Here is a 16848-nt window from a genome sequence, read left to right as displayed (position 1 = left end):
ATGGCCGAGTGGAACGAACCGATCATCCAGCCGCCGGTCATCTCCCTGCGCGGCATCGTCAACCGCTTCGGCAAGCAGGTGGTGCACAATGGCGTCGACCTCGACGTGAAGCGTGGCGAGGTGCTCGGCATCGTCGGCGGCTCGGGCAGCGGCAAGTCGGTGCTGCTGCGGACCATCATCGGCTTGAACCGTCCGGCCGAAGGCTCGATCGAGGTGCTCGGCAAGTCGATGCTCGGGATGAACGAGCGCGAGCGGCGCGAGGTCGAGGAGCGCTGGGGCGTGCTGTTCCAGAACGGCGCGCTGTTCAGCTCGCTGACCGTGGCCGAGAACATCGAGGCGCCGCTGAAAGAGCATACCCAGCTGCCGCCGGAGCTCCGCCGCGAGATCGCCGAGTTGAAGATCCGCCTGGTCGGCCTCGCCCCCGAGGCCGGCGCGAAGTATCCGTCGGAACTCTCCGGCGGCATGAAGAAGCGGGCGGGCCTGGCGCGGGCGCTGGCGCTCGACCCCGAGATCCTGTTCCTGGACGAGCCGACCGCCGGCCTCGACCCGATCGGCGCCGCCGAGTTCGACGAACTGATCCAGAGCCTGCAGCGCAGCCTCGGCCTGACCGTGGTGATGATCACCCACGATCTGGACAGCTTGGCGGCGATCTGCGACCGTATCGCGGTGCTGGTGGACAAGAAGATCAAGGTCGGCACTTTGGCGGAATTGCAGCAGGACGATCACCCGTGGATCAAGTCGTATTTCCACGGACCGCGGGCCCGCGCCGCCGGAATCGGTGGGGCAATCGGCGTCGCACCACAACCGCGACCGCAACCGGCTAACTGAGCGAAAGAGCGATGGAGACCCGAGCCAGACATCTCGCCGTGGGCGCCTTCGTCATGGTGCTCGTCATCTGTGGCGGCCTGTTCGCGATCTGGGTCGCGAAGTTCAGCGGCCAGGTGACCTTCGTGCCCTATTACACGCGGTTCAGCGGCTCGGTCTCGCAGATGCGGGTCGATACCACCGTGCTGTTCGGCGGCATTCCGGTCGGCCGCGTCACCGACGTGCGCATCGACCCGGAGAATTCCGAACTGGCGCGGGTCGATTTCGTGGTGCGCGACCAAACGCCGATCCGCACCGACTCCCAGGCCACGATTGAGATCCAGTCGATCGCCGGCGGCGTCGGCCTGCAGATCAGCCGCGGCACCAGCAACGCCGACCTGCTGGCGCCCGGCCTGGAGGTCAAGGGCGGCGCCTCGCCGCTCGAGCGCGTGATGTCCCAGGCGCCCAACCTGATCGCGAAGTTGGCCACCATCGCCGAAAACCTGAACAAGATGCTGAGCGACGAGAATCGCGATGCACTGACCCAGACCCTCGGCAACCTGCGCGACCTCTCGGTCAACCTGAACAGCCACCAGGACCAGATCAACACCCTGCTCGACAACGGCAACACCGCGGTCGCCAACTTCTCCGAAGCGGGCGCCTCGCTCAAGAATCTCGCCGACCAGCTGAACAAGAGCGCCGGCGCCATGACCGGCGACGCGCGCAAGGCGGTGCAGAGTTTCCAGCAGATGTCCGCCGCCTTCAAGGATACGGCGGACCAGTTGAACGGCGTCATCACCGACAACCGCGGGCCGCTGAAGCAGTTCACCGGCAGCGCGCTTTACGAGGCGACCGATCTGATCGCCCAGCTGCGCGAGCTCGCCGGCTCGATGGCCCGCATCTCCGAGGAAATCGAACGCGATCCGGCGCGCTTCTTCCTCAGCGACCGCAACAAGGGAGTGACTCCGCAGTGAAGCGCCGCGACTTTCTCCTCCTGTCGGCGGCGGGCCTCGCCGGTTGCGGCATCGTCCCCGACGTCAACAAGCCGCTGACGCTCTACACCGTGAAGCCGAAGCTCAGCCTGGCCGAGCAACCGGCCAAGGTCGCCTGGCAGCTGGTCGTGGCCGAGCCCGCCGCCGAGCGCGACATCGACACGACGAGGATCGCGCTCACCCGCACCCCGAACGTCATCGAATATTTCGCCGACGGCAACTGGTCCGACACCGCGCCGAAGATGGTGCAGGCCAAGATGATCGAGGCCTTCGAATCCACCAACGCGATCGTCGCGGTCGGCCGCGATGCCGCCGGCCTGCGCGCCGACTACATCCTGCAATCCGACCTCCGCGACTTCCAGGCCGACTACACCGACGGCGCCGCCGCTGCGCATGTCCGCCTGATCGCCAAGCTGGTTGAGATGCCCGACCGCCGCATCACCCGCACCGTCAGCGCCGAGACCACGGTCCCCGCCGGCGGCAAGGACCTCGCCGCCATCGTGGTCGCTTTCGAAGCGGCGCTCGGCCAGGCCCTCAGCAAGATCGTCACCGAAATCCTCGCCGCCAGTTGAGTCCAGGGATTTAGAGTTTCCATGTCACACGTATTGCACCGCGCCCTGAAGAAGACCCTCCCCGTCGCGGTGAAAGGCGAGGGCGCCTATATCATCGACAGCGCCGGCAAGCGCTATCTCGACGCCTCGGGCGGGCCCGCCGTTTCCTGTCTCGGCCATTCCCACCCCAAGGTGATCGAGGCGATCGCCAGGCAGGCCTCCGAACTCGCCTACGGCTACACGCTATTCTTTACCTCGCCGGCGATGGAGCAACTCGCCGACCGGCTGGTCGAGCAGGCACCCGACGGACTCGAGAGCGCCTTCTTCGTCGCCGGCGGCGCCGAGGCGGTGGAGAGCGCGATCAAGCTCGCGCGGCAATACCATCTCGAGCGCGGCGAGCCTTCGCGCAAGCTGTTCATCGCCCGGCGCCGCAGCTATCACGGCAACACGCTCTCGACGCTGGCGCTCGGCGAGGACGTGACCCGCCGCGCGCCCTATGAGGCGCTGCTGGCCAAGGTCGAGCATATCTCGAACTGCTACGAATACCGCGACCGCCGCGCCGACGAGAGCGCCGAGCAATATGGGATTCGCATCGCCGACGAGCTCGACGTCGCGATCCGGATGCTCGGCCCGGAGAACGTCGCCGCCTTTATCGCCGAGCCGGTGACCGGTGCCAGCCTCGGCTGCGCGCCGCCGGTGCCGGGCTACCTGAAGCGCCTGCGCGAGATCTGCGACCGCCACGGCGTCTTGCTGATCTTCGACGAGGTCATGTGCGGCATGGGCCGCACCGGCCATATGTATGCCTGCGCCGAGGACGGCGCGACGCCCGACATCCTCACCATGGCCAAGGGGCTGGGCGGCGGCTATGCGCCGATCGGCGGCCTGCTGGCGCACCGCCGGATCCGCGACGCCATCGCCGCGGGTTCCGGCGTGCTGAAGCACGGCACCACCTATTCCGGCCACACCCTCTCCTGCGCCGCGGCACTTGCGGTCCAGGACGTGATCGCGGAGGAGGGGCTGCTCCGGAACGTCCGCAAGATGGGCGGCCTGCTCCGGGAGCGGCTCGAGGAGGCCTTCGGCCAGCACCCCCATATCGGCGACATCCGCGGCCGGGGTCTGTTCCTGGGGCTGGAACTGGTCGCCGACCGGGAGACCAAGGCGCCCTTCGACCCCGCCCGGAAGACCTGGCTGCGGCTCCGGGACGCGGCCATGGAACGGGGCCTGATCTGCTACCCCGGCGGCGGCTGCATCGACGGGAAGCAGGGCGACCACATCGTCCTGGCCCCGCCCTACAACCTGACCGAGGCCCAAACCGGCGAAATCGTGGACAAATTGGCCGCCGCCCTGGCTGCGGCCACCGCCTAGATCGAGCTTGCGGCACCCCCACCCAACCCTCCCCCGAAGCCGGGGGAGGGCTTTGCGCCGTGCCCTCTTCTCCCTCCCCCGTCTTCGGGAGAGGGCCGGGGAGGGGGTGCCGCACACCCGCTGCCACTTCCGCCAACGCCGGCATTTTCCGCACATTCTCGCAGCATTCGCGGCACGGAACCCTCGTCAATTTTTCCTTAAGTACCAGTCCGTTAAATAGGAACAGCGGGCCGATTTCACGTCGACCCCTCGGGCATTAACGGGTACATTTCCCTAGGCATCCGCCTGGGAGCAACGGGCGAGAACCACCGATGAGGCCGATGATGGCTGGCATGCTGACGGAAGCTGATGTGCAACGGCTGATGGCGAGCCCATCCAGCGATGTGCGTGCCGAGACGGCCCAGAAACTCGCTGCCGCCTTCGATGTGAACAAGCTCAGCGCCAAGGAGCGCGAGCTCGCCGAGGCGATCTTCCGCGTCATGATGAAGGACGTCGAGGTGATGGTGCGCGAGGCGCTCGCGCGCAACCTCAAGGAAAATCCCGACCTGCCCAAGGATGTGGCCCTGAGCCTGGCCAAGGACGTGGAATCCGTCGCGCTGCCGATGCTGCAATTCTCGACCGTGCTGAGCGACGCCGACCTGATCGAGATCGTGCGCGTGTCCGGGGCCGACAAGCAGGTGGCGATCGCCAAGCGCGTCCAGGTCTCCACCGCCGTCGCCGAGGCCCTGGTCGATCACGGCCGCACCCCGCAGGTGGTCGCCGCCCTGGTCTCTAATCCGGGCGCCAAGCTCAACGAAAGCATCATCAACAAGGCGATCGAGAAGCACGGCACCGACGTGACGGTGCGCAATACCCTCGCCCATCGCCCCGACCTGCCGGTCACCATCGCCGAGCGCCTGGTCGCCGCGGTTTCGGAATCGCTGCGCGACTACCTGCTCACCAAGCGCGAATTGTCGCCTGACCAGGCGGCGGACCTCGTGCTGCAGGCGCGAGAGCGCGCCACCGTCGCCTTGCTTCCGCCCGGCTCCAAGGGCGCCGACGTGATCGACCTGGTGAAGCAGCTCAAAGACCATCAGCGCTTGACGGCGAGCCTCATCCTGCGCGCGCTCTGCATGGGCGATCTCGGCTTCTTCGAGGCCAGCCTCGCGGTGCTTTCCAACACCACGATTGTCAACGCCCGCGCGCTGATCCACGACGAAGGCAAGCTCGGCCTGCAGTCGCTCTATGCGCGCACCCAGCTGCCGACCGCGCTCTATCCGGCTTTTCGCACTGCACTCGACATGGTGCGATCGACGGAATACGACGGCGGCGAGAAGGACCGGGAGCGCTTCGCCTCCAAGGTCATCGAGCGGGTCCTCACACAATATGAGGACATGGATGCCGAGAACCTCGAATACCTGCTGAAGAAGCTCCGCCAGCTGGCGGCCTAGGACCGGCGCCTTCGCGGGCTTTCTGCCCAAAAAACCATCAGGCTGAAAGGCCACACTGTGTCGCGCGCGCCCTCTCGCAGGCGCGTTACAGGCGTTCGTGCGAAAAAGAGAAACTTTTAGAAAAATAACGCTTTATTAAGTGAGATCGGCGACAATAAGTATAAGTCGCCGAGTCGACGAAACCGCAATGGCCGATGTCAAGGGGCGTCCAGCGCGGGGACTTGAGCGACAAAGAGTAGGTCGAAAACAAAGACCGCTGGGATGGAAGTGCCAATGTTCGGTTCGTTTGGAATCACGGAATGGGTGGCGGCTTCGATCACGTTGTGGCTGGCCGCCCAACTGCCTCTGGGGATGCTTGTCGGCTTTTATCTGCGCCGCGCCACGGCGCTGAGCACGGTCGGCGTTGCGGTCGAGACCGCGCCGGTCTATGCGCAGCGCAAGAGCGGCTGGCAAGGCTTCCTGCAGAGCAACTCAATTCCGGCAGCGCCGCGCGCGCTGTAACCGGCATCCGATGACGGCCCGGAGCCGATCCGGGCGACGTCATCGGCAGGACCTCAGGACGACCCGGCGACCCGGGCGTATCCCCTAACTCGGTCTTGCGGCACACGACCTCTAATCCTTTGGAATGACGATATTCCGCCACGGCCGCTTTAAGTGCTGTGGCACGATCGCTACATTGCACTTATGGCCAAGTCCGATTCCAAATTGAGCGACCGGCAATTCTCGCGGATCGCCCGTGCCCTCGCCGAGCCCCGCCGCTACCAGATCCTGAAGCAGATCGGCGACGCCGACGGCCGCCTGGCCTGCAGCGCGATCGGCGAATGCCACGACATCAGCGCCGCGACGCTCTCGCACCACATGAAGGAACTGGAAACCGCCGGCCTGATCGAGATCGTCCGCGAAGGCAAGTTCGCCAACCTCATTCTCCAGCGCGACGTGCTGAAGGCCTATCTCGACCGGCTGGCGAAGATCTAGTCTGGTCCGCCTCAAGCAGCTTCCAGACCCTCACCCAACCTCTCCCTACGGGAGAGGGGTTCACCGAGCGCCGGCAACGGCGTCCCCTCGCCCGTAGGGAGAGGGACAGGGTGAGGGTCTTGCAGCTGCCTGAGGCCCATCAAGCCAATCCAAGCAAACAAGAATCGGATCGCCCGCCCTAAGAAGATCTGGCCCTCTTGAATCCATCGCTTCGACACTTATCTAACTATCGAACTCAACGGCAACCTCAAGGAGAGCGACATGAGTGACTTGGCGGGGAAGGTGGCGGTGGTGACCGGCGCCTCCAAGGGTATCGGTGCCAGCATCGCGCAGGAATTGGCCGCGGCCGGCGCTTCCGTGGTCGTCAACTACGCCTCGGCGCAAGACGACGCCGAGCGCGTGGTCGCTTCGATCAAGCAGAAGGGCGGCAAGGCGGTGGCGGTGCAGGGCGACGTCTCCAAGGAGGCCGACGTGAAGCGCCTCTTCGCCGAGACCAGCAAGGCCTTCGGCGCGGTGGATGTGCTGGTCAACAATGCCGGCGTCTACGCCTTCGTGCCGCTCGAGAACGTGACCGAGGCGGAATATCGCCGCCAGTATGACATCAACGTGCTGGGCCCCTTGCTCGCGACCAAGGAAGCGGTCGCCCATTTCAACGGCAAGGGCGGCAGCGTCATCAACGTGAGCTCGGTCGTCAGCACCAAGGCCTTTCCGCTGACCTCGGTCTATTCCGGCACCAAGGGCGCGCTCGACGCGGTGACCCGCGTGCTCGCGGCTGAGCTCGGGCCCCGCAAGATCCGCGTCAACACCATCGCGCCGGGCGGCGTCGAGACCGAAGGCTCGCGGGCGCTGGGCATGATCGGCGGCGATGTCGAGAAGCAGTTGGTGGCGGCGACACCGCTCGGCCGCATCGGCCAGCCGGACGACATCGGCAAGATCGCCGTCTTCCTCGCCTCCGACCGGTCGGGCTGGGTCACCGGCGAACGCCTCGTCGCCGCCGGCGGCTATTCCTGAGCGGCTTTCCTCCCGGCGGAGCGGGGCGTCGCTGCGCGCAGCAGCGGCGCCCTGTTTCGTTTCGCCCCGACTCCGTTGCACGGTCGAAGGTTGACCCTCGATCCCGACTCGGTCACCACTGAGCTTGAGGAAGATGATTCGCTTATAGACAATACGTGACATGAAGATCACCGGAAGCAGCCTGCGTCTGAACCGGCAGCAACTGGGTCTCTCCCAGGCCAAGCTGGCGGAGATCGCGGGCATTCCACAACACCTCCTGTCGGCCTTCGAGCTTGGCAAGATCGAGCTCGCTTCCACCGCGCTCGACAGCGTGACCGATGTCCTGGCCGACAATCGAAAAGTCGCGGCGGTGGTGCAACGGGCGAAGCGCTATCGTGCGCATGAATATGCCACTGTGCCCCGGCTGCCGGAGCGGATCGCGCTCGCGCAGCGGACCGAGGAGAATGTCGCCTATCTCGCATTGCTGGACGACCTGGCCGCCGGCCATGCGAGCGACGATCCGCGGCCGCTCTCGGCGCTCAGCCTGTTTTCCGGCGCCGGCGGCTTCAGCCTGGGCTTTTCCGCGGCCGGTTTCGCCATCAAGGGCTTCGTGGAGATCGATGCCGCGCTCCGCAGCATCTACCGGCTGAATTTCCCCCATTCGACGGAGCTCGGCGGCGATATCACCGACATCGCGCAGGATGCGCTGGAGGCGATGGCGTGGACGCTCGGCGGCATCGACGTGATCATCGGCGGCCCGCCCTGCCAGGGATTCAGCCTGTCCGGAAAGCGCGACATCCACGACCCCAGGAATCAGCTGTTCCGGCACTACTGCGCTTCGTCGACGCGTTCCGGCCCGTGGTCGCGGTGCTGGAGAATGTGCGCCTGCTGACCTCGATGAAGAATGCCGAAGGCAAGCGCGTCGTCGATGACATCGCCGCGGAGTTTGCGCAGCGGGACTATCGGATCCGGTCCTTCGAGGTGAACGCGAAGGATTACGGGGTGCCGCAGCATCGCGAGCGCGTGCTGTTCATCGCCGTCAGGGACGATCTCGCCTTTTCGCCCTCGCTGCCGCCGCGGTCGCATGGCGACGGCGACCTGCTGCGCAGCCTGGCGCCCTGCTGTCGCCGCAGAACTGCCGCAGCGCGCCGACGGCGCGCTCGGAAACCGGAATGCCGTTCTGCTGCAGCAGGGCGGCAAAACCCCGTGCCGTCGTGAAATAGAGCTGGGCGTTGGTCGGTGTCCGGTTGTTGCATTGCTTGACCGAAACCCCCGCCGTGATCGTCCGGCCGTCGCCGGTGGTCAAGGTGACGACGATGTCGCTCTTGCAGCGGCTGACCGGCATGCCGTTGACCGACAGCCATCGCTTGCCTTCCTCGGAAGTCGCCAGTGCGCCGGTGGAAAGGGCGATGTCGGAGAGCAGCCGTTCGATGTTCTGGCTTCGCGCGATGTAGTCGATGAGCAGCCGGCCCGGGCTGCCGGAGAGGATATGCCCGATGCTACGGTTCGGGAAATCGCGCGGAGTCGCGAGCTGATCTCCGCCGTGACCGCATCTTCGAACTGATGCCCCGATTTCCGGCCGAGCACGCCGGCCTGGATCTGCAGTGCATGGATCTCGTCAATCGGCGTCAGCGTCATCGTAGACCTCGGTCAGTCGCGAAACCGAAGTCTCGAGGCCCTCCGCCAGCTTCAGGAGATTGAGCAGGGAAGGGTTCCGCTTCCCCCGCTCCAGCATGCTTATGTAGGTCCGATCGAAGCCGCATCGGTTGGCAAGTTTCTCTTGCGACAGCCCAAGTTGGGTCCGCTGCTGGCGAATGGCTCGACCGAAGGGTGCGAGTGACTTTGGCACGCTGAATTCGGCGTCCATGACGACAATCCGTCTACGGACTATACGTCACAAATCCGCAATTTTCCCCATTGAATCAGCAGCCCAAGGCCAATTCCGCCGGGCAGCGGCCGGGTGGCGCTCCGCGCGCTCGGCTTGACAGGGCCGGACCTGAAATGTTTCAGTGCGAAAAATTGGAACGATCCAATCAAGAGATCGCAGTGTTGGAAAATCTAAACCGGCCGCGCCCGCAAGAGGCACGGCCTGCGGCAGGGACCATGAAAAGACTTCGGGTGGGGCTGGTCGGCGCGGGACTTGTGGGGCAGGCGGAGCACGCCTTCTACCTCTGGGAGGAGCGGGCGCGTTTCGATTTCGTCGGCTTGGCCGATGCCTCCGCCGCGGTGCGCGAAGCCCTGGGCGCGCGCTACGGCATCCAGCATCTGCATGCCGATCTGCCGAGCCTCATCCAGGCCGCCAAGCTCGACGCCCTGGTGATCGCCGCACCCGATCCCTTCCACCCCGATCTCGCCGCGACCGCGCTGGATGCTGGCCTGCATGTCCTCTGCGAGAAGCCGCTGTCGCTGACCTTGAGCGGCTGCGACCGCATCAAGGCTGCACGCGACAAGGCGGGGAGGGTGCTGCAGGTCGCCTATATGAAGCGGCACGATCCCGCCTATAAGAAGGCGCTCGACCTGCTGCCGAAGATGATTGACGACGTGAAGCTGATCTCGGTCGAATGCAACGACCCCGACCAGGACCCCTTCGTCGCGCATCTGCCGATGACCTTGCCGACCGACATCCCGGCGGCATTGAAGGACCAGTTCAAGGCCGCCAACACCGCGCAGCTCGCGGAATCCGCGACCCGCACCCCCAGCGAAGCCGGCGCCCGCGCGCTGTCGGGCGGCTTCTTGTCGTCGCTGGTGCATGACGTCGGCGTGGTGCATGGGATGCTGCTGCATATGGGCCACGACCTGCCGCCGCAGGCCAGCCACGGCGTGTTCTTCGACGGCGGCCGCGGCGTCCAGCTCGCCGCCGACCTGCCGGGCGGCGGGCGGATCTCGATGACCCATCTCAATCTGCCCGGCGTGCCGGATTACACCGAGCGCATCACCATCTATTGCACCGACCGCATCGTCGAGCTCACGTTCCCGTCGCCCTACCTGCGCCATTTCCCGACCAAGCTCACCTTGCGCAAGGACGCCGGCGACAAGGGGCTCGAGACCCACGAGTTCCGCGTCTCCTACGAGGAAGCGTTCCGCGAGCAGCTGCGCGCCTTCCATGCCGCGGCCTGCGGCGAAGGCCCGGTGAAGACCCCGCTCGAGCAGGCGCGGCGCGACGTCGAGTTCCTGATCTCCGCATACAGAAAGGCTGAATCATGAGAATCGGCGTCTATTCGGATTCGCTGCCGCATCTCGATCGCCGCGCGATGTTCCAATGGTGCGCCGAGCGCGGGTTCAACGACATCGAGATCGGCGTCGGCGCCTGGGGTCCCTGGCCGCGCCCGCATCTCGACATCAAGACCGTCGGCACCGCGAAGGAGCGCGACACCATCGCCGGCGAGATGCGCGAGTTCGGCATCCGCTTCTCGGCGATCAACGCCGCCGGCAACCTGCTGCATCCCGATGCCGCGAAACGCGCCGATGCGCAGGCCCGCTTCGAGGCCGCTGTCGATCTCGCGGTCCATTTCAAGGTCGATCGCGTCATCACCATGAGCGGCTGCCCGGCCGGCAAGGGCGGCGGCGCCTTGAGCATCTTCCCCTGCTGGGCGACCTCGGCCGATGACGAGCGAATCTTCCAGTGGCAGATGGAGAACGAAGTCGGTCCCTGGTGGCGCCAGACCTCGACCTGGCTCGCGCGCAACGCGCCGAAGGTGATGGTTTGCCTGGAGATGCATCCCGGCGTCACCATCTTCAACGCCGCCGGCTTCGGCGAGCTCACCAAGTATGTCGACCGCAATGTCGGCTTGAATCTCGACCCCTCGCATTTCTGGTGGCAGGGCATCGACCCGGTCAGCGTGGTCGAGGAGTGGGGCGACCGCATCGGCCATGCCCATGGCAAGGACACCAAGCTCTATCCCGACCGCATCCGGAAACACGGCGTGCTGCATTTCGCGCCGCCGGATCCCTTGAAGGCGCCCTGGCATTTCGTCTCCTGCGGCGAAGGCCAGGACGACGCCACCTGGGTCCGCTTCCTCAAAGCTTTGCGCAAGGCCGGCTATGACGGCGTGATCTCGATCGAGCACGAGGACCCGCGCTATGACGGCGAGGAGGGGACCTCGCGTTCCGCCGCCGGCCTGACCCGCGCGCTGGCGCAGATGGCCGAAGCGGCATGACCACCCTGATGGATGTGGCCGAGAAGGCCGGCGTCTCGAAATCCACGGTCTCGAACGTCATCCGCGGCACCGCCATGGTGGCTGAGGAGACGCGGGCCCGGGTCGAGCGCGCCATCGCCGAGACCGGCTATCATCCAAACGCCATCGCCCGCTCGCTCAAGGCCCGCACCAGCTCGGCGATCGGCATCGTCGTCCCCGACCTCACCAATCCCTTCTACGCCCAGCTCGCGGTCGGCGTGGAGCGCGCGGCCAATGCGCTGGGCTATGCGGTGCTGACCGCCAACACCGAATGCCTGCCGGAGACCGAGGAACAGGCCGCCCGGGCCTGGATCGAGCGCCGGGTCGATGGCGTCATCATCGGCGGCATGTCGCTGGCCTCGACCTTGCCGAAAGTACTGCTCGACCGCGACGTGCCGGTGGTCCTGGCTTCCTTGGGCGAGTTCGAGGACCCGCGCCTCGGCGTCATCGATCATGACGACGCCGCGGCCATGGAGTCGATCGTCGCCCATCTCTACGACCTCGGCCACCGCCGGCTCGCCTTCGTGTCCGATCACCTCCGCGAGCACGCCGGCGAGCGCCGCTTCCTGGGCTTCAAGGCCGCGCTGAAGAAGCGCCGCCTGATGCCGATCGCGATCGACGACGGCGCCACCGCCGTGGTCGCGCATAACGACCTGCAAGCCATCGCCACCATGGACCGGCTGGAGCGCCGCGGTTTGAAGGTGCCGGACGACGTCTCGGTGGTCGGCTTCGACGACATTCCGCTCGCCGGCCATAGCCGCATCCAGCTCACCACGGTCCGCTCCGACGCGGTGGAGATGAGCCGCCGCGCGGTCGATCTGGTGATCCAGGCCGCGCGCGGCAACCGCCCGGTCTCGCACCGAGAGTTCCTCGACGTGCAGCTGGTCGTCCGCTCGACCACCGCGAGGCCAAGCAAATGAGCGGCGTGCGCTACGAAGGCATCGAGAAACGCTTCGAGGCCTTCACGGCGCTCCACGCCCTCAACCTGGAGATTCCCGACCGCACTTTCCTGGCCCTGCTCGGGCCGTCCGGCTGCGGCAAGACCACGGCCTTGCGCATCCTCGCCGGCCTCGAGACGCCGACCGCCGGCAAGGTGATGATCGGCGACCGCGACGTGACCAGGCTGCAGCCGCGCGACCGCGACGTCGCCATGGTGTTCCAGTCCTATGCGCTCTACCCGCATATGACCATCGCCGACAACATCGGCTACCCGCTCTGGATCCGCAAAGTGGACGCCGGCACCCGCGCCAGGAAGATCGCCGAAGTGGCGCAAGCCCTCGAGATCGACCCGCTGCTGGACCGCCATCCGCGCCAGCTCTCCGGCGGCCAGCGCCAGCGCGTGGCTCTGGCCCGCGCGATCGTGCGCGACCCCGCCGCGTTTCTCATGGACGAGCCGCTCTCCAACCTCGACGCGCGGCTCCGCCTCTCCATGCGCGGCGAGATCAAGCGGCTCTGCCATCGCCTGGGTGCCACCACGATCTACGTCACCCACGACCAGGCCGAGGCGCTCACCATGGCCGACCTGGTCGCGGTGATGCGCCAGGGCGAATTGCAGCAGCTCGCCCCGCCGACCGATGTCTACGAGCGCCCCGCCAACCGCTTCGTCGCACTCTTTGTCGGCAACCCGCCGATGAACGTGTTGAAGGCCGAGGTGAGCGAGCAGGGCATCCACCTGGCCGGCGCTTGCCTGCCGATCGACGCCGCGCGCAAGCGCGAATGCCTGGCCGCCGGCATCACCGAGATCGGCATCCGCCCGGAAGACATCCGGCTCGACGCGGCCAGCTTGCTGCGCGGCGAGGTCTATGTGGTCGAGCCGATGGGCAACGAGACCCTGGTCGATGTCCGCTTCGGCGACCAGCGCCTGACCCTGCGCGCGCCCAAGGGCTTCACCGCCGCGATCGGTTCGCCGCTCGGCGTCGCTTTCGACGCCGCGGATGCCAGCTTCTTCGATTCCACGGGTTCAACAAGGGTGCATCGCGCACGAAACAAGGGAGGGCAACAATGACCGGCATGAAGAAGAACCGCGGCATCACGCGCCGCAAGGTCCTGCAGAGCGGCGCCAGCCTCGCGGTTGGCGCAGGCCTGATCACCTCGATCGTCCGTACGACGCCCGCGCGCGCCGCCGGCGGCAAGGTGATCATCGGCGCCTTCGCCGATGGCGGCCTGACGCCGTTCAAGGAGAAGATCATCCCGCTCGCCAAGGAGCAGGGCGGCTTCGACATCCAGTTCCTGGAAGACGAATACGGCGTCACCCTGGAAAAATGGTTCGCCGACGCGCAGAACAGCGCCGGCCAGTATGACCTCTATTTGCTGGACGATCCCTGGGTGCCGCAATTCGGCGCCGCCGACGTGCTGGAGGACCTCGGTGCCGGCGGCATCGACGGCAATGACAAGGACTGGATCGGCTCGATGATCGACATGGGCTTCTGGCCGCCGCGCGCGGGTCCGCGCGTGAAGGGCTTCGAGAGTGCCGAGCCGAAGCTGATCACCGTGCCTTTCGTCGGCGATCTGCAAACGCTCACCTATCGCAACGACGTCTACGGCTCGGCCCCGGCGACCTGGGACGAGCTGATCGCCAAGGGCAAGGAGGGTGTGGCCGCCGGCAAGATCAAGTTCCCGGTGGTGTTCCGCGGCGTCTCCGGCAACCCGATCGTCACCTCCTGGTATCCGGTGTTCCTCTCCTTCGGCGGCGAGTTCTTCGACGACAAGTGGAACCCGACCTTCAACTCCGAGGCGGGCCGGGCCTCGGCCGACTTCTTCGTCGGGACGATGAAGGCCAACACCGCGCCCGGCGTGGTCGAGTTCGACAGCGACCAGGAAGGAGCGGCCATCCTCGGCGGCGATGCCGGTGCCATCATCCAGTATTCCGGCAATGCGCTCAAAGCCGACGACGCGAAGCAGACCAAGGTGCCGGGCAAGCTTGACTTCGGCGTGGTGCCGAAGCAGGTGAAGGCGATCTCGCAGATGGGCATCTTCATCGCCGGCGTGCCGAAGTCGGCGCCGAACAAGGCCAACGCGATCGAGTTCCTGAAGTGGTACACCTCGGCCGACGCGCAGAAGGCGCTGGCGACCGCGGGCTCGATCCCGGTGAAGCGCAGCGGCTTCGCGGCCGAGAAGCCGGGCAATCGCCTCATTCCAGTGGCGTTGCAGCAGCTCGACGCCGGCTGCCTGCCGCGGCCCCGCACGCCGGACTGGGCGAAGGTCGAGGAACTTCTCGGCATCCAGCTCAACAAGGCGCTGCAAGCCGGCTCCGGCGGCGGCGACGCCTTGAACACCGCCGCGGAGCAGGTGAAGGACTACCTGACCCAGGCCGGCTACTACAAGTAAGCGGGTGACCGACGCGACCAAGATCGGAACGACGATACGCCGCCGGGAAAGGCTGCAGGGGGCAGGGCTCGACCTCGCCTTGCCTTACCTGCTGCTCGCCCCGGCGGTGCTGATCGTGCTCGCCGTCCTGGTCTATCCGCTCTGGGACGGGTTGCGCGCCAGCCTGATGTTCTACCGCTACGGCAAGCCGATCGACTTCGTCGGCCTGGACAACTACCTCCAGCTCTGGACCGACGCCCAGTTCCTGAATTCGCTCTGGGTCACGGTCCGCTTCGTCTTCTTCGCGGTCGCGATCGAGACCGTGCTCGGCCTGGCGCTGGCGCTGTTCTGCCTGCGCGAGTTCTACGGCATCCGACTCCTGCGGACGATCCTGATCATCCCGATGGTGATCACGCCGGTCGTGGTCGCGATCGTGTTCCGCCTGATCTATGCCAGCGACGCCGGCATGCTGACCGCCTTCTCCGAAGCGATGGGCGGCGGCCAGGTGCAGATCCTCGGCGATCCCTTGAAGGCCTTCATCGGCCTGGTCGCGCTCGACGTCTGGGAATGGACGCCGCTGATGTTCCTGATCCTGCTCGCTGGCCTGCAAAGCCTGCCGCAGGAACCCTTCGAAGCGGCGCGCGTCGACGGCGCCGGCGCCTGGCGCACCTTCGTCGACCATACCTTGCCGATGCTGAAGCCGGTGCTGGCGATCGCGATCGTGCTGCGCACCATCGACTGCTTCGGCACCTTCGACCAGGTCTTCGTGCTGACCCGTGGCGGCCCCGGCGAGGCGACGCGGCTGGTCTCGATCTTCGGCTACGACACCGCCTTCAAATTCCAGCAGACCGGCTATGCCGCGGCGCTGTTCGTGACCGTGGGGCTGATCATCCTCGCCTTCGCATTGTTCGCGGTGCGCATGCTGAAGCGGGCGGGGCCGGAATGACCTCGAACTGGAAGCTCTCCCTCGCCCGCGTCGCGGTCTTCGTCGTCATCCTGGGCGTCGTGCTGCTGCCGATCTACTGGATGGTCGCGGCCTCCTTCAAGTCCAACCCCGAGATCACCCAGGACGCGACGCTCTACCCGCATGTCTGGACCCTGGACAACTACATCCGGCTCTTCTCGGAGAAGGAATTCGGCAACTACCTCACCAATTCCCTGGTCGCGACCGTGGTCTCGGTGGTGCTGGCGCTGATCGTCGGCTCGCTCGGCGCCTATGCGATCGCGCGCTTTCACCTGAAATACCGGCTGGAGCGCAAGATCGGCCTCTCACTCTTGACCTTGCGGATCGTGCCGCCGGTGGTGATCCTGATCCCGGTCTATCTCCTGATGCTCAGCCTGAAATTGCTCGACACCTGGCTCGGGCTGATCATCACCTACACCGCCTTCAACATCACCTTCTGCGTCTGGATGATGGAGAGCTTCTTCCGCGAGATCCCGGTCGATCTCGAGGAAGCGGCGATGGTGGACGGCGACAGCCGCTTCGCCGCCTTCCGACGGATCGCACTTCCGCTGGCAGCACCCGGCCTGGCGGCCACCGCGATCTTCGCCGTCATCGTCACCTTCAACGAGTTCCTGTTCGCGCTGGCACTGACCGCAACGCCCAAGGCCATGACCATGCCGCGCGGCACCGCGACCCTGATCGGCCGCATCGACACCGACTGGGCCTCGATGTCCGCCGCCGGCGTCATCGGCGCAGCGCCGATCGTCATCTTCGCGCTGCTGGTGCAAAGGCACCTGGTGCGCGGCCTTACCATGGGCGCGGTGAAATAGCCGGCTCTCGTCTGCCTGGCTATCGAAAGTTGTCCTTGCCGCATCTTTGAAATAGAATCCGCCCTGGAAGCCAAGAGTATTCGGGGGGCAGTATGCGTGGATTTCTGGTGACCGCTGTTCTTTGCCTGGCGGCCTGCACGACGACCCAGCAGGCCACCGACCATCTGAAATCGGCCTGGATCGGCCGCAGCGCAGACGACTTTGTCGCGCGCTATGGAATCCCCAAGGGCCAATATCGCATGCAAAACGGCGACAACATGCTGGCCTGGGGCGACACGGCCAACACCCTGCAAACGGTATCGGACGGCGGCCATGTCGACCCAGAGAGCGGCATCTATGTTGAGGATACCACCACGGTGCCGCGGGAAATGTCCTGCGACGTCCAATTGACGGTATCGCCGAACGGCATGATCAAGGACGTGATCATTACCCGCGACACCGTAGGCAAATGGAACAATTCACGCTGCGCGGAAGTCTTCGAGTAGCG

18 protein-coding genes and 1 pseudogene are annotated in these 16848 nt (G+C 66.0%); 18 read left to right on the top strand and 1 reads right to left on the bottom strand.

What is annotated here, in order from left to right; genetic code table 11:
- The 10 genes and pseudogenes from ACH2CY_RS06740 (at window position 1) to ACH2CY_RS06695 (ending at window position 8561) form a co-directional block, all read left to right on the top strand.
- Window positions 1-828, top strand: coding sequence for an ABC transporter ATP-binding protein (locus ACH2CY_RS06740; protein ID WP_395017380.1), 828 nt, complete (start codon window positions 1-3; stop codon window positions 826-828).
- An 11-nt stretch (window positions 829-839) separates the two neighbouring features.
- Window positions 840-1778: an MlaD family protein gene (locus tag ACH2CY_RS06735; RefSeq protein WP_395017377.1), complete on the top strand. Its 939-nt coding sequence runs from the start codon at window positions 840-842 to the stop codon at window positions 1776-1778.
- Window positions 1775-2368, top strand: coding sequence for an ABC-type transport auxiliary lipoprotein family protein (locus ACH2CY_RS06730; protein ID WP_395017375.1), 594 nt, complete (start codon window positions 1775-1777; stop codon window positions 2366-2368). Before ACH2CY_RS06735 ends, ACH2CY_RS06730 begins: the two co-directional genes overlap by 4 nt.
- A gap of 21 nt (window positions 2369-2389) precedes the next feature.
- Window positions 2390-3712, top strand: a complete 1323-nt coding sequence (locus ACH2CY_RS06725) for an aspartate aminotransferase family protein (RefSeq protein WP_395017372.1) — start codon at window positions 2390-2392, stop codon at window positions 3710-3712.
- A gap of 332 nt (window positions 3713-4044) precedes the next feature.
- Complete coding sequence (locus tag ACH2CY_RS06720) at window positions 4045-5142, top strand: DUF2336 domain-containing protein (RefSeq protein ID WP_395017370.1); 1098 nt, start codon at window positions 4045-4047, stop codon at window positions 5140-5142.
- Window positions 5143-5415: 273 nt separating this feature from the next.
- On the top strand, window positions 5416-5643 hold the full coding sequence (locus ACH2CY_RS06715) for a hypothetical protein (protein ID WP_395017367.1): 228 nt from the start codon (window positions 5416-5418) through the stop codon (window positions 5641-5643).
- Between the two features lie 204 nt (window positions 5644-5847).
- Window positions 5848-6117: an ArsR/SmtB family transcription factor gene (locus ACH2CY_RS06710; RefSeq protein ID WP_395017364.1), complete on the top strand. Its 270-nt coding sequence runs from the start codon at window positions 5848-5850 to the stop codon at window positions 6115-6117.
- A gap of 261 nt (window positions 6118-6378) precedes the next feature.
- Window positions 6379-7128 (top strand): SDR family NAD(P)-dependent oxidoreductase, encoded by a 750-nt coding sequence (locus ACH2CY_RS06705; protein ID WP_395017362.1) that lies wholly within the window; start codon window positions 6379-6381, stop codon window positions 7126-7128.
- Between the two features lie 160 nt (window positions 7129-7288).
- Window positions 7289-8325: pseudogene (dcm, locus tag ACH2CY_RS06700) on the top strand (DNA (cytosine-5-)-methyltransferase).
- A 41-nt stretch (window positions 8326-8366) separates the two neighbouring features.
- Window positions 8367-8561, top strand: coding sequence for a hypothetical protein (locus ACH2CY_RS06695; protein ID WP_395017359.1), 195 nt, complete (start codon window positions 8367-8369; stop codon window positions 8559-8561).
- 164 nt (window positions 8562-8725) lie between these two features.
- Here ACH2CY_RS06695 and ACH2CY_RS06690 read toward each other — a convergent pair whose 3' ends face one another.
- Entirely contained in the window at window positions 8726-8974 is a 249-nt protein-coding gene (locus ACH2CY_RS06690; protein WP_395017356.1) for a helix-turn-helix domain-containing protein, read from the bottom strand.
- Window positions 8975-9210: 236 nt separating this feature from the next.
- Between ACH2CY_RS06690 and ACH2CY_RS06685 the strand changes: the two genes are divergently transcribed.
- The 8 genes from ACH2CY_RS06685 to ACH2CY_RS06650 all read left to right on the top strand — a co-directional run bounded on the left by ACH2CY_RS06685 (window position 9211) and on the right by ACH2CY_RS06650 (window position 16846).
- Window positions 9211-10311 (top strand): Gfo/Idh/MocA family protein, encoded by a 1101-nt coding sequence (locus ACH2CY_RS06685; protein WP_395017354.1) that lies wholly within the window; start codon window positions 9211-9213, stop codon window positions 10309-10311.
- Window positions 10308-11264, top strand: a complete 957-nt coding sequence (locus ACH2CY_RS06680) for a sugar phosphate isomerase/epimerase family protein (protein ID WP_395017351.1) — start codon at window positions 10308-10310, stop codon at window positions 11262-11264. Before ACH2CY_RS06685 ends, ACH2CY_RS06680 begins: the two co-directional genes overlap by 4 nt.
- Window positions 11261-12202, top strand: a complete 942-nt coding sequence (locus ACH2CY_RS06675; RefSeq protein WP_395017349.1) for a LacI family DNA-binding transcriptional regulator — start codon at window positions 11261-11263, stop codon at window positions 12200-12202. Before ACH2CY_RS06680 ends, ACH2CY_RS06675 begins: the two co-directional genes overlap by 4 nt.
- Complete coding sequence (locus tag ACH2CY_RS06670) at window positions 12199-13287, top strand: ABC transporter ATP-binding protein (protein WP_395017346.1); 1089 nt, start codon at window positions 12199-12201, stop codon at window positions 13285-13287. Before ACH2CY_RS06675 ends, ACH2CY_RS06670 begins: the two co-directional genes overlap by 4 nt.
- A complete protein-coding gene (locus ACH2CY_RS06665) occupies window positions 13284-14609 on the top strand; it encodes an extracellular solute-binding protein (RefSeq protein ID WP_395017343.1) in 1326 nt (441 codons plus the stop codon). The genes ACH2CY_RS06670 and ACH2CY_RS06665 overlap by 4 nt, the downstream gene beginning before the upstream one ends.
- Before the next feature lie 4 nt (window positions 14610-14613).
- Window positions 14614-15534, top strand: coding sequence for a carbohydrate ABC transporter permease (locus ACH2CY_RS06660; RefSeq protein WP_395017340.1), 921 nt, complete (start codon window positions 14614-14616; stop codon window positions 15532-15534).
- Complete coding sequence (locus tag ACH2CY_RS06655) at window positions 15531-16361, top strand: carbohydrate ABC transporter permease (RefSeq protein ID WP_395017337.1); 831 nt, start codon at window positions 15531-15533, stop codon at window positions 16359-16361. Before ACH2CY_RS06660 ends, ACH2CY_RS06655 begins: the two co-directional genes overlap by 4 nt.
- Window positions 16362-16453: 92 nt before the next feature.
- Entirely contained in the window at window positions 16454-16846 is a 393-nt protein-coding gene (locus ACH2CY_RS06650; RefSeq protein ID WP_395017334.1) for a hypothetical protein, read from the top strand.
- Window positions 16847-16848 lie beyond the last annotated feature (2 nt).

Source organism: Dongia sp., assembly GCF_041905885.1.
In the GTDB taxonomy this organism is placed as follows: domain Bacteria; phylum Pseudomonadota; class Alphaproteobacteria; order Dongiales; family Dongiaceae; genus Dongia.
This window is presented reverse-complemented; position numbering and strand designations above follow the sequence as displayed.

Coding starts and splice junctions, on each gene's coding strand:
- ACH2CY_RS06740 (WP_395017380.1), top strand. CDS start 1: ATGGCCGAGTGGAACGAACCGATCATCCAGCCGCCGGTCATCTCCCTG.
- ACH2CY_RS06735 (WP_395017377.1), top strand. CDS start 840: ATGGAGACCCGAGCCAGACATCTCGCCGTGGGCGCCTTCGTCATGGTG.
- ACH2CY_RS06725 (WP_395017372.1), top strand. CDS start 2,390: ATGTCACACGTATTGCACCGCGCCCTGAAGAAGACCCTCCCCGTCGCG.
- ACH2CY_RS06720 (WP_395017370.1), top strand. CDS start 4,045: ATGCTGACGGAAGCTGATGTGCAACGGCTGATGGCGAGCCCATCCAGC.
- ACH2CY_RS06715 (WP_395017367.1), top strand. CDS start 5,416: ATGTTCGGTTCGTTTGGAATCACGGAATGGGTGGCGGCTTCGATCACG.
- ACH2CY_RS06705 (WP_395017362.1), top strand. CDS start 6,379: ATGAGTGACTTGGCGGGGAAGGTGGCGGTGGTGACCGGCGCCTCCAAG.
- ACH2CY_RS06690 (WP_395017356.1), bottom strand. CDS start 8,974: ATGGACGCCGAATTCAGCGTGCCAAAGTCACTCGCACCCTTCGGTCGA.
- ACH2CY_RS06685 (WP_395017354.1), top strand. CDS start 9,211: ATGAAAAGACTTCGGGTGGGGCTGGTCGGCGCGGGACTTGTGGGGCAG.
- ACH2CY_RS06680 (WP_395017351.1), top strand. CDS start 10,308: ATGAGAATCGGCGTCTATTCGGATTCGCTGCCGCATCTCGATCGCCGC.
- ACH2CY_RS06675 (WP_395017349.1), top strand. CDS start 11,261: ATGACCACCCTGATGGATGTGGCCGAGAAGGCCGGCGTCTCGAAATCC.
- ACH2CY_RS06670 (WP_395017346.1), top strand. CDS start 12,199: ATGAGCGGCGTGCGCTACGAAGGCATCGAGAAACGCTTCGAGGCCTTC.
- ACH2CY_RS06665 (WP_395017343.1), top strand. CDS start 13,284: ATGACCGGCATGAAGAAGAACCGCGGCATCACGCGCCGCAAGGTCCTG.
- ACH2CY_RS06655 (WP_395017337.1), top strand. CDS start 15,531: ATGACCTCGAACTGGAAGCTCTCCCTCGCCCGCGTCGCGGTCTTCGTC.
- ACH2CY_RS06650 (WP_395017334.1), top strand. CDS start 16,454: ATGCGTGGATTTCTGGTGACCGCTGTTCTTTGCCTGGCGGCCTGCACG.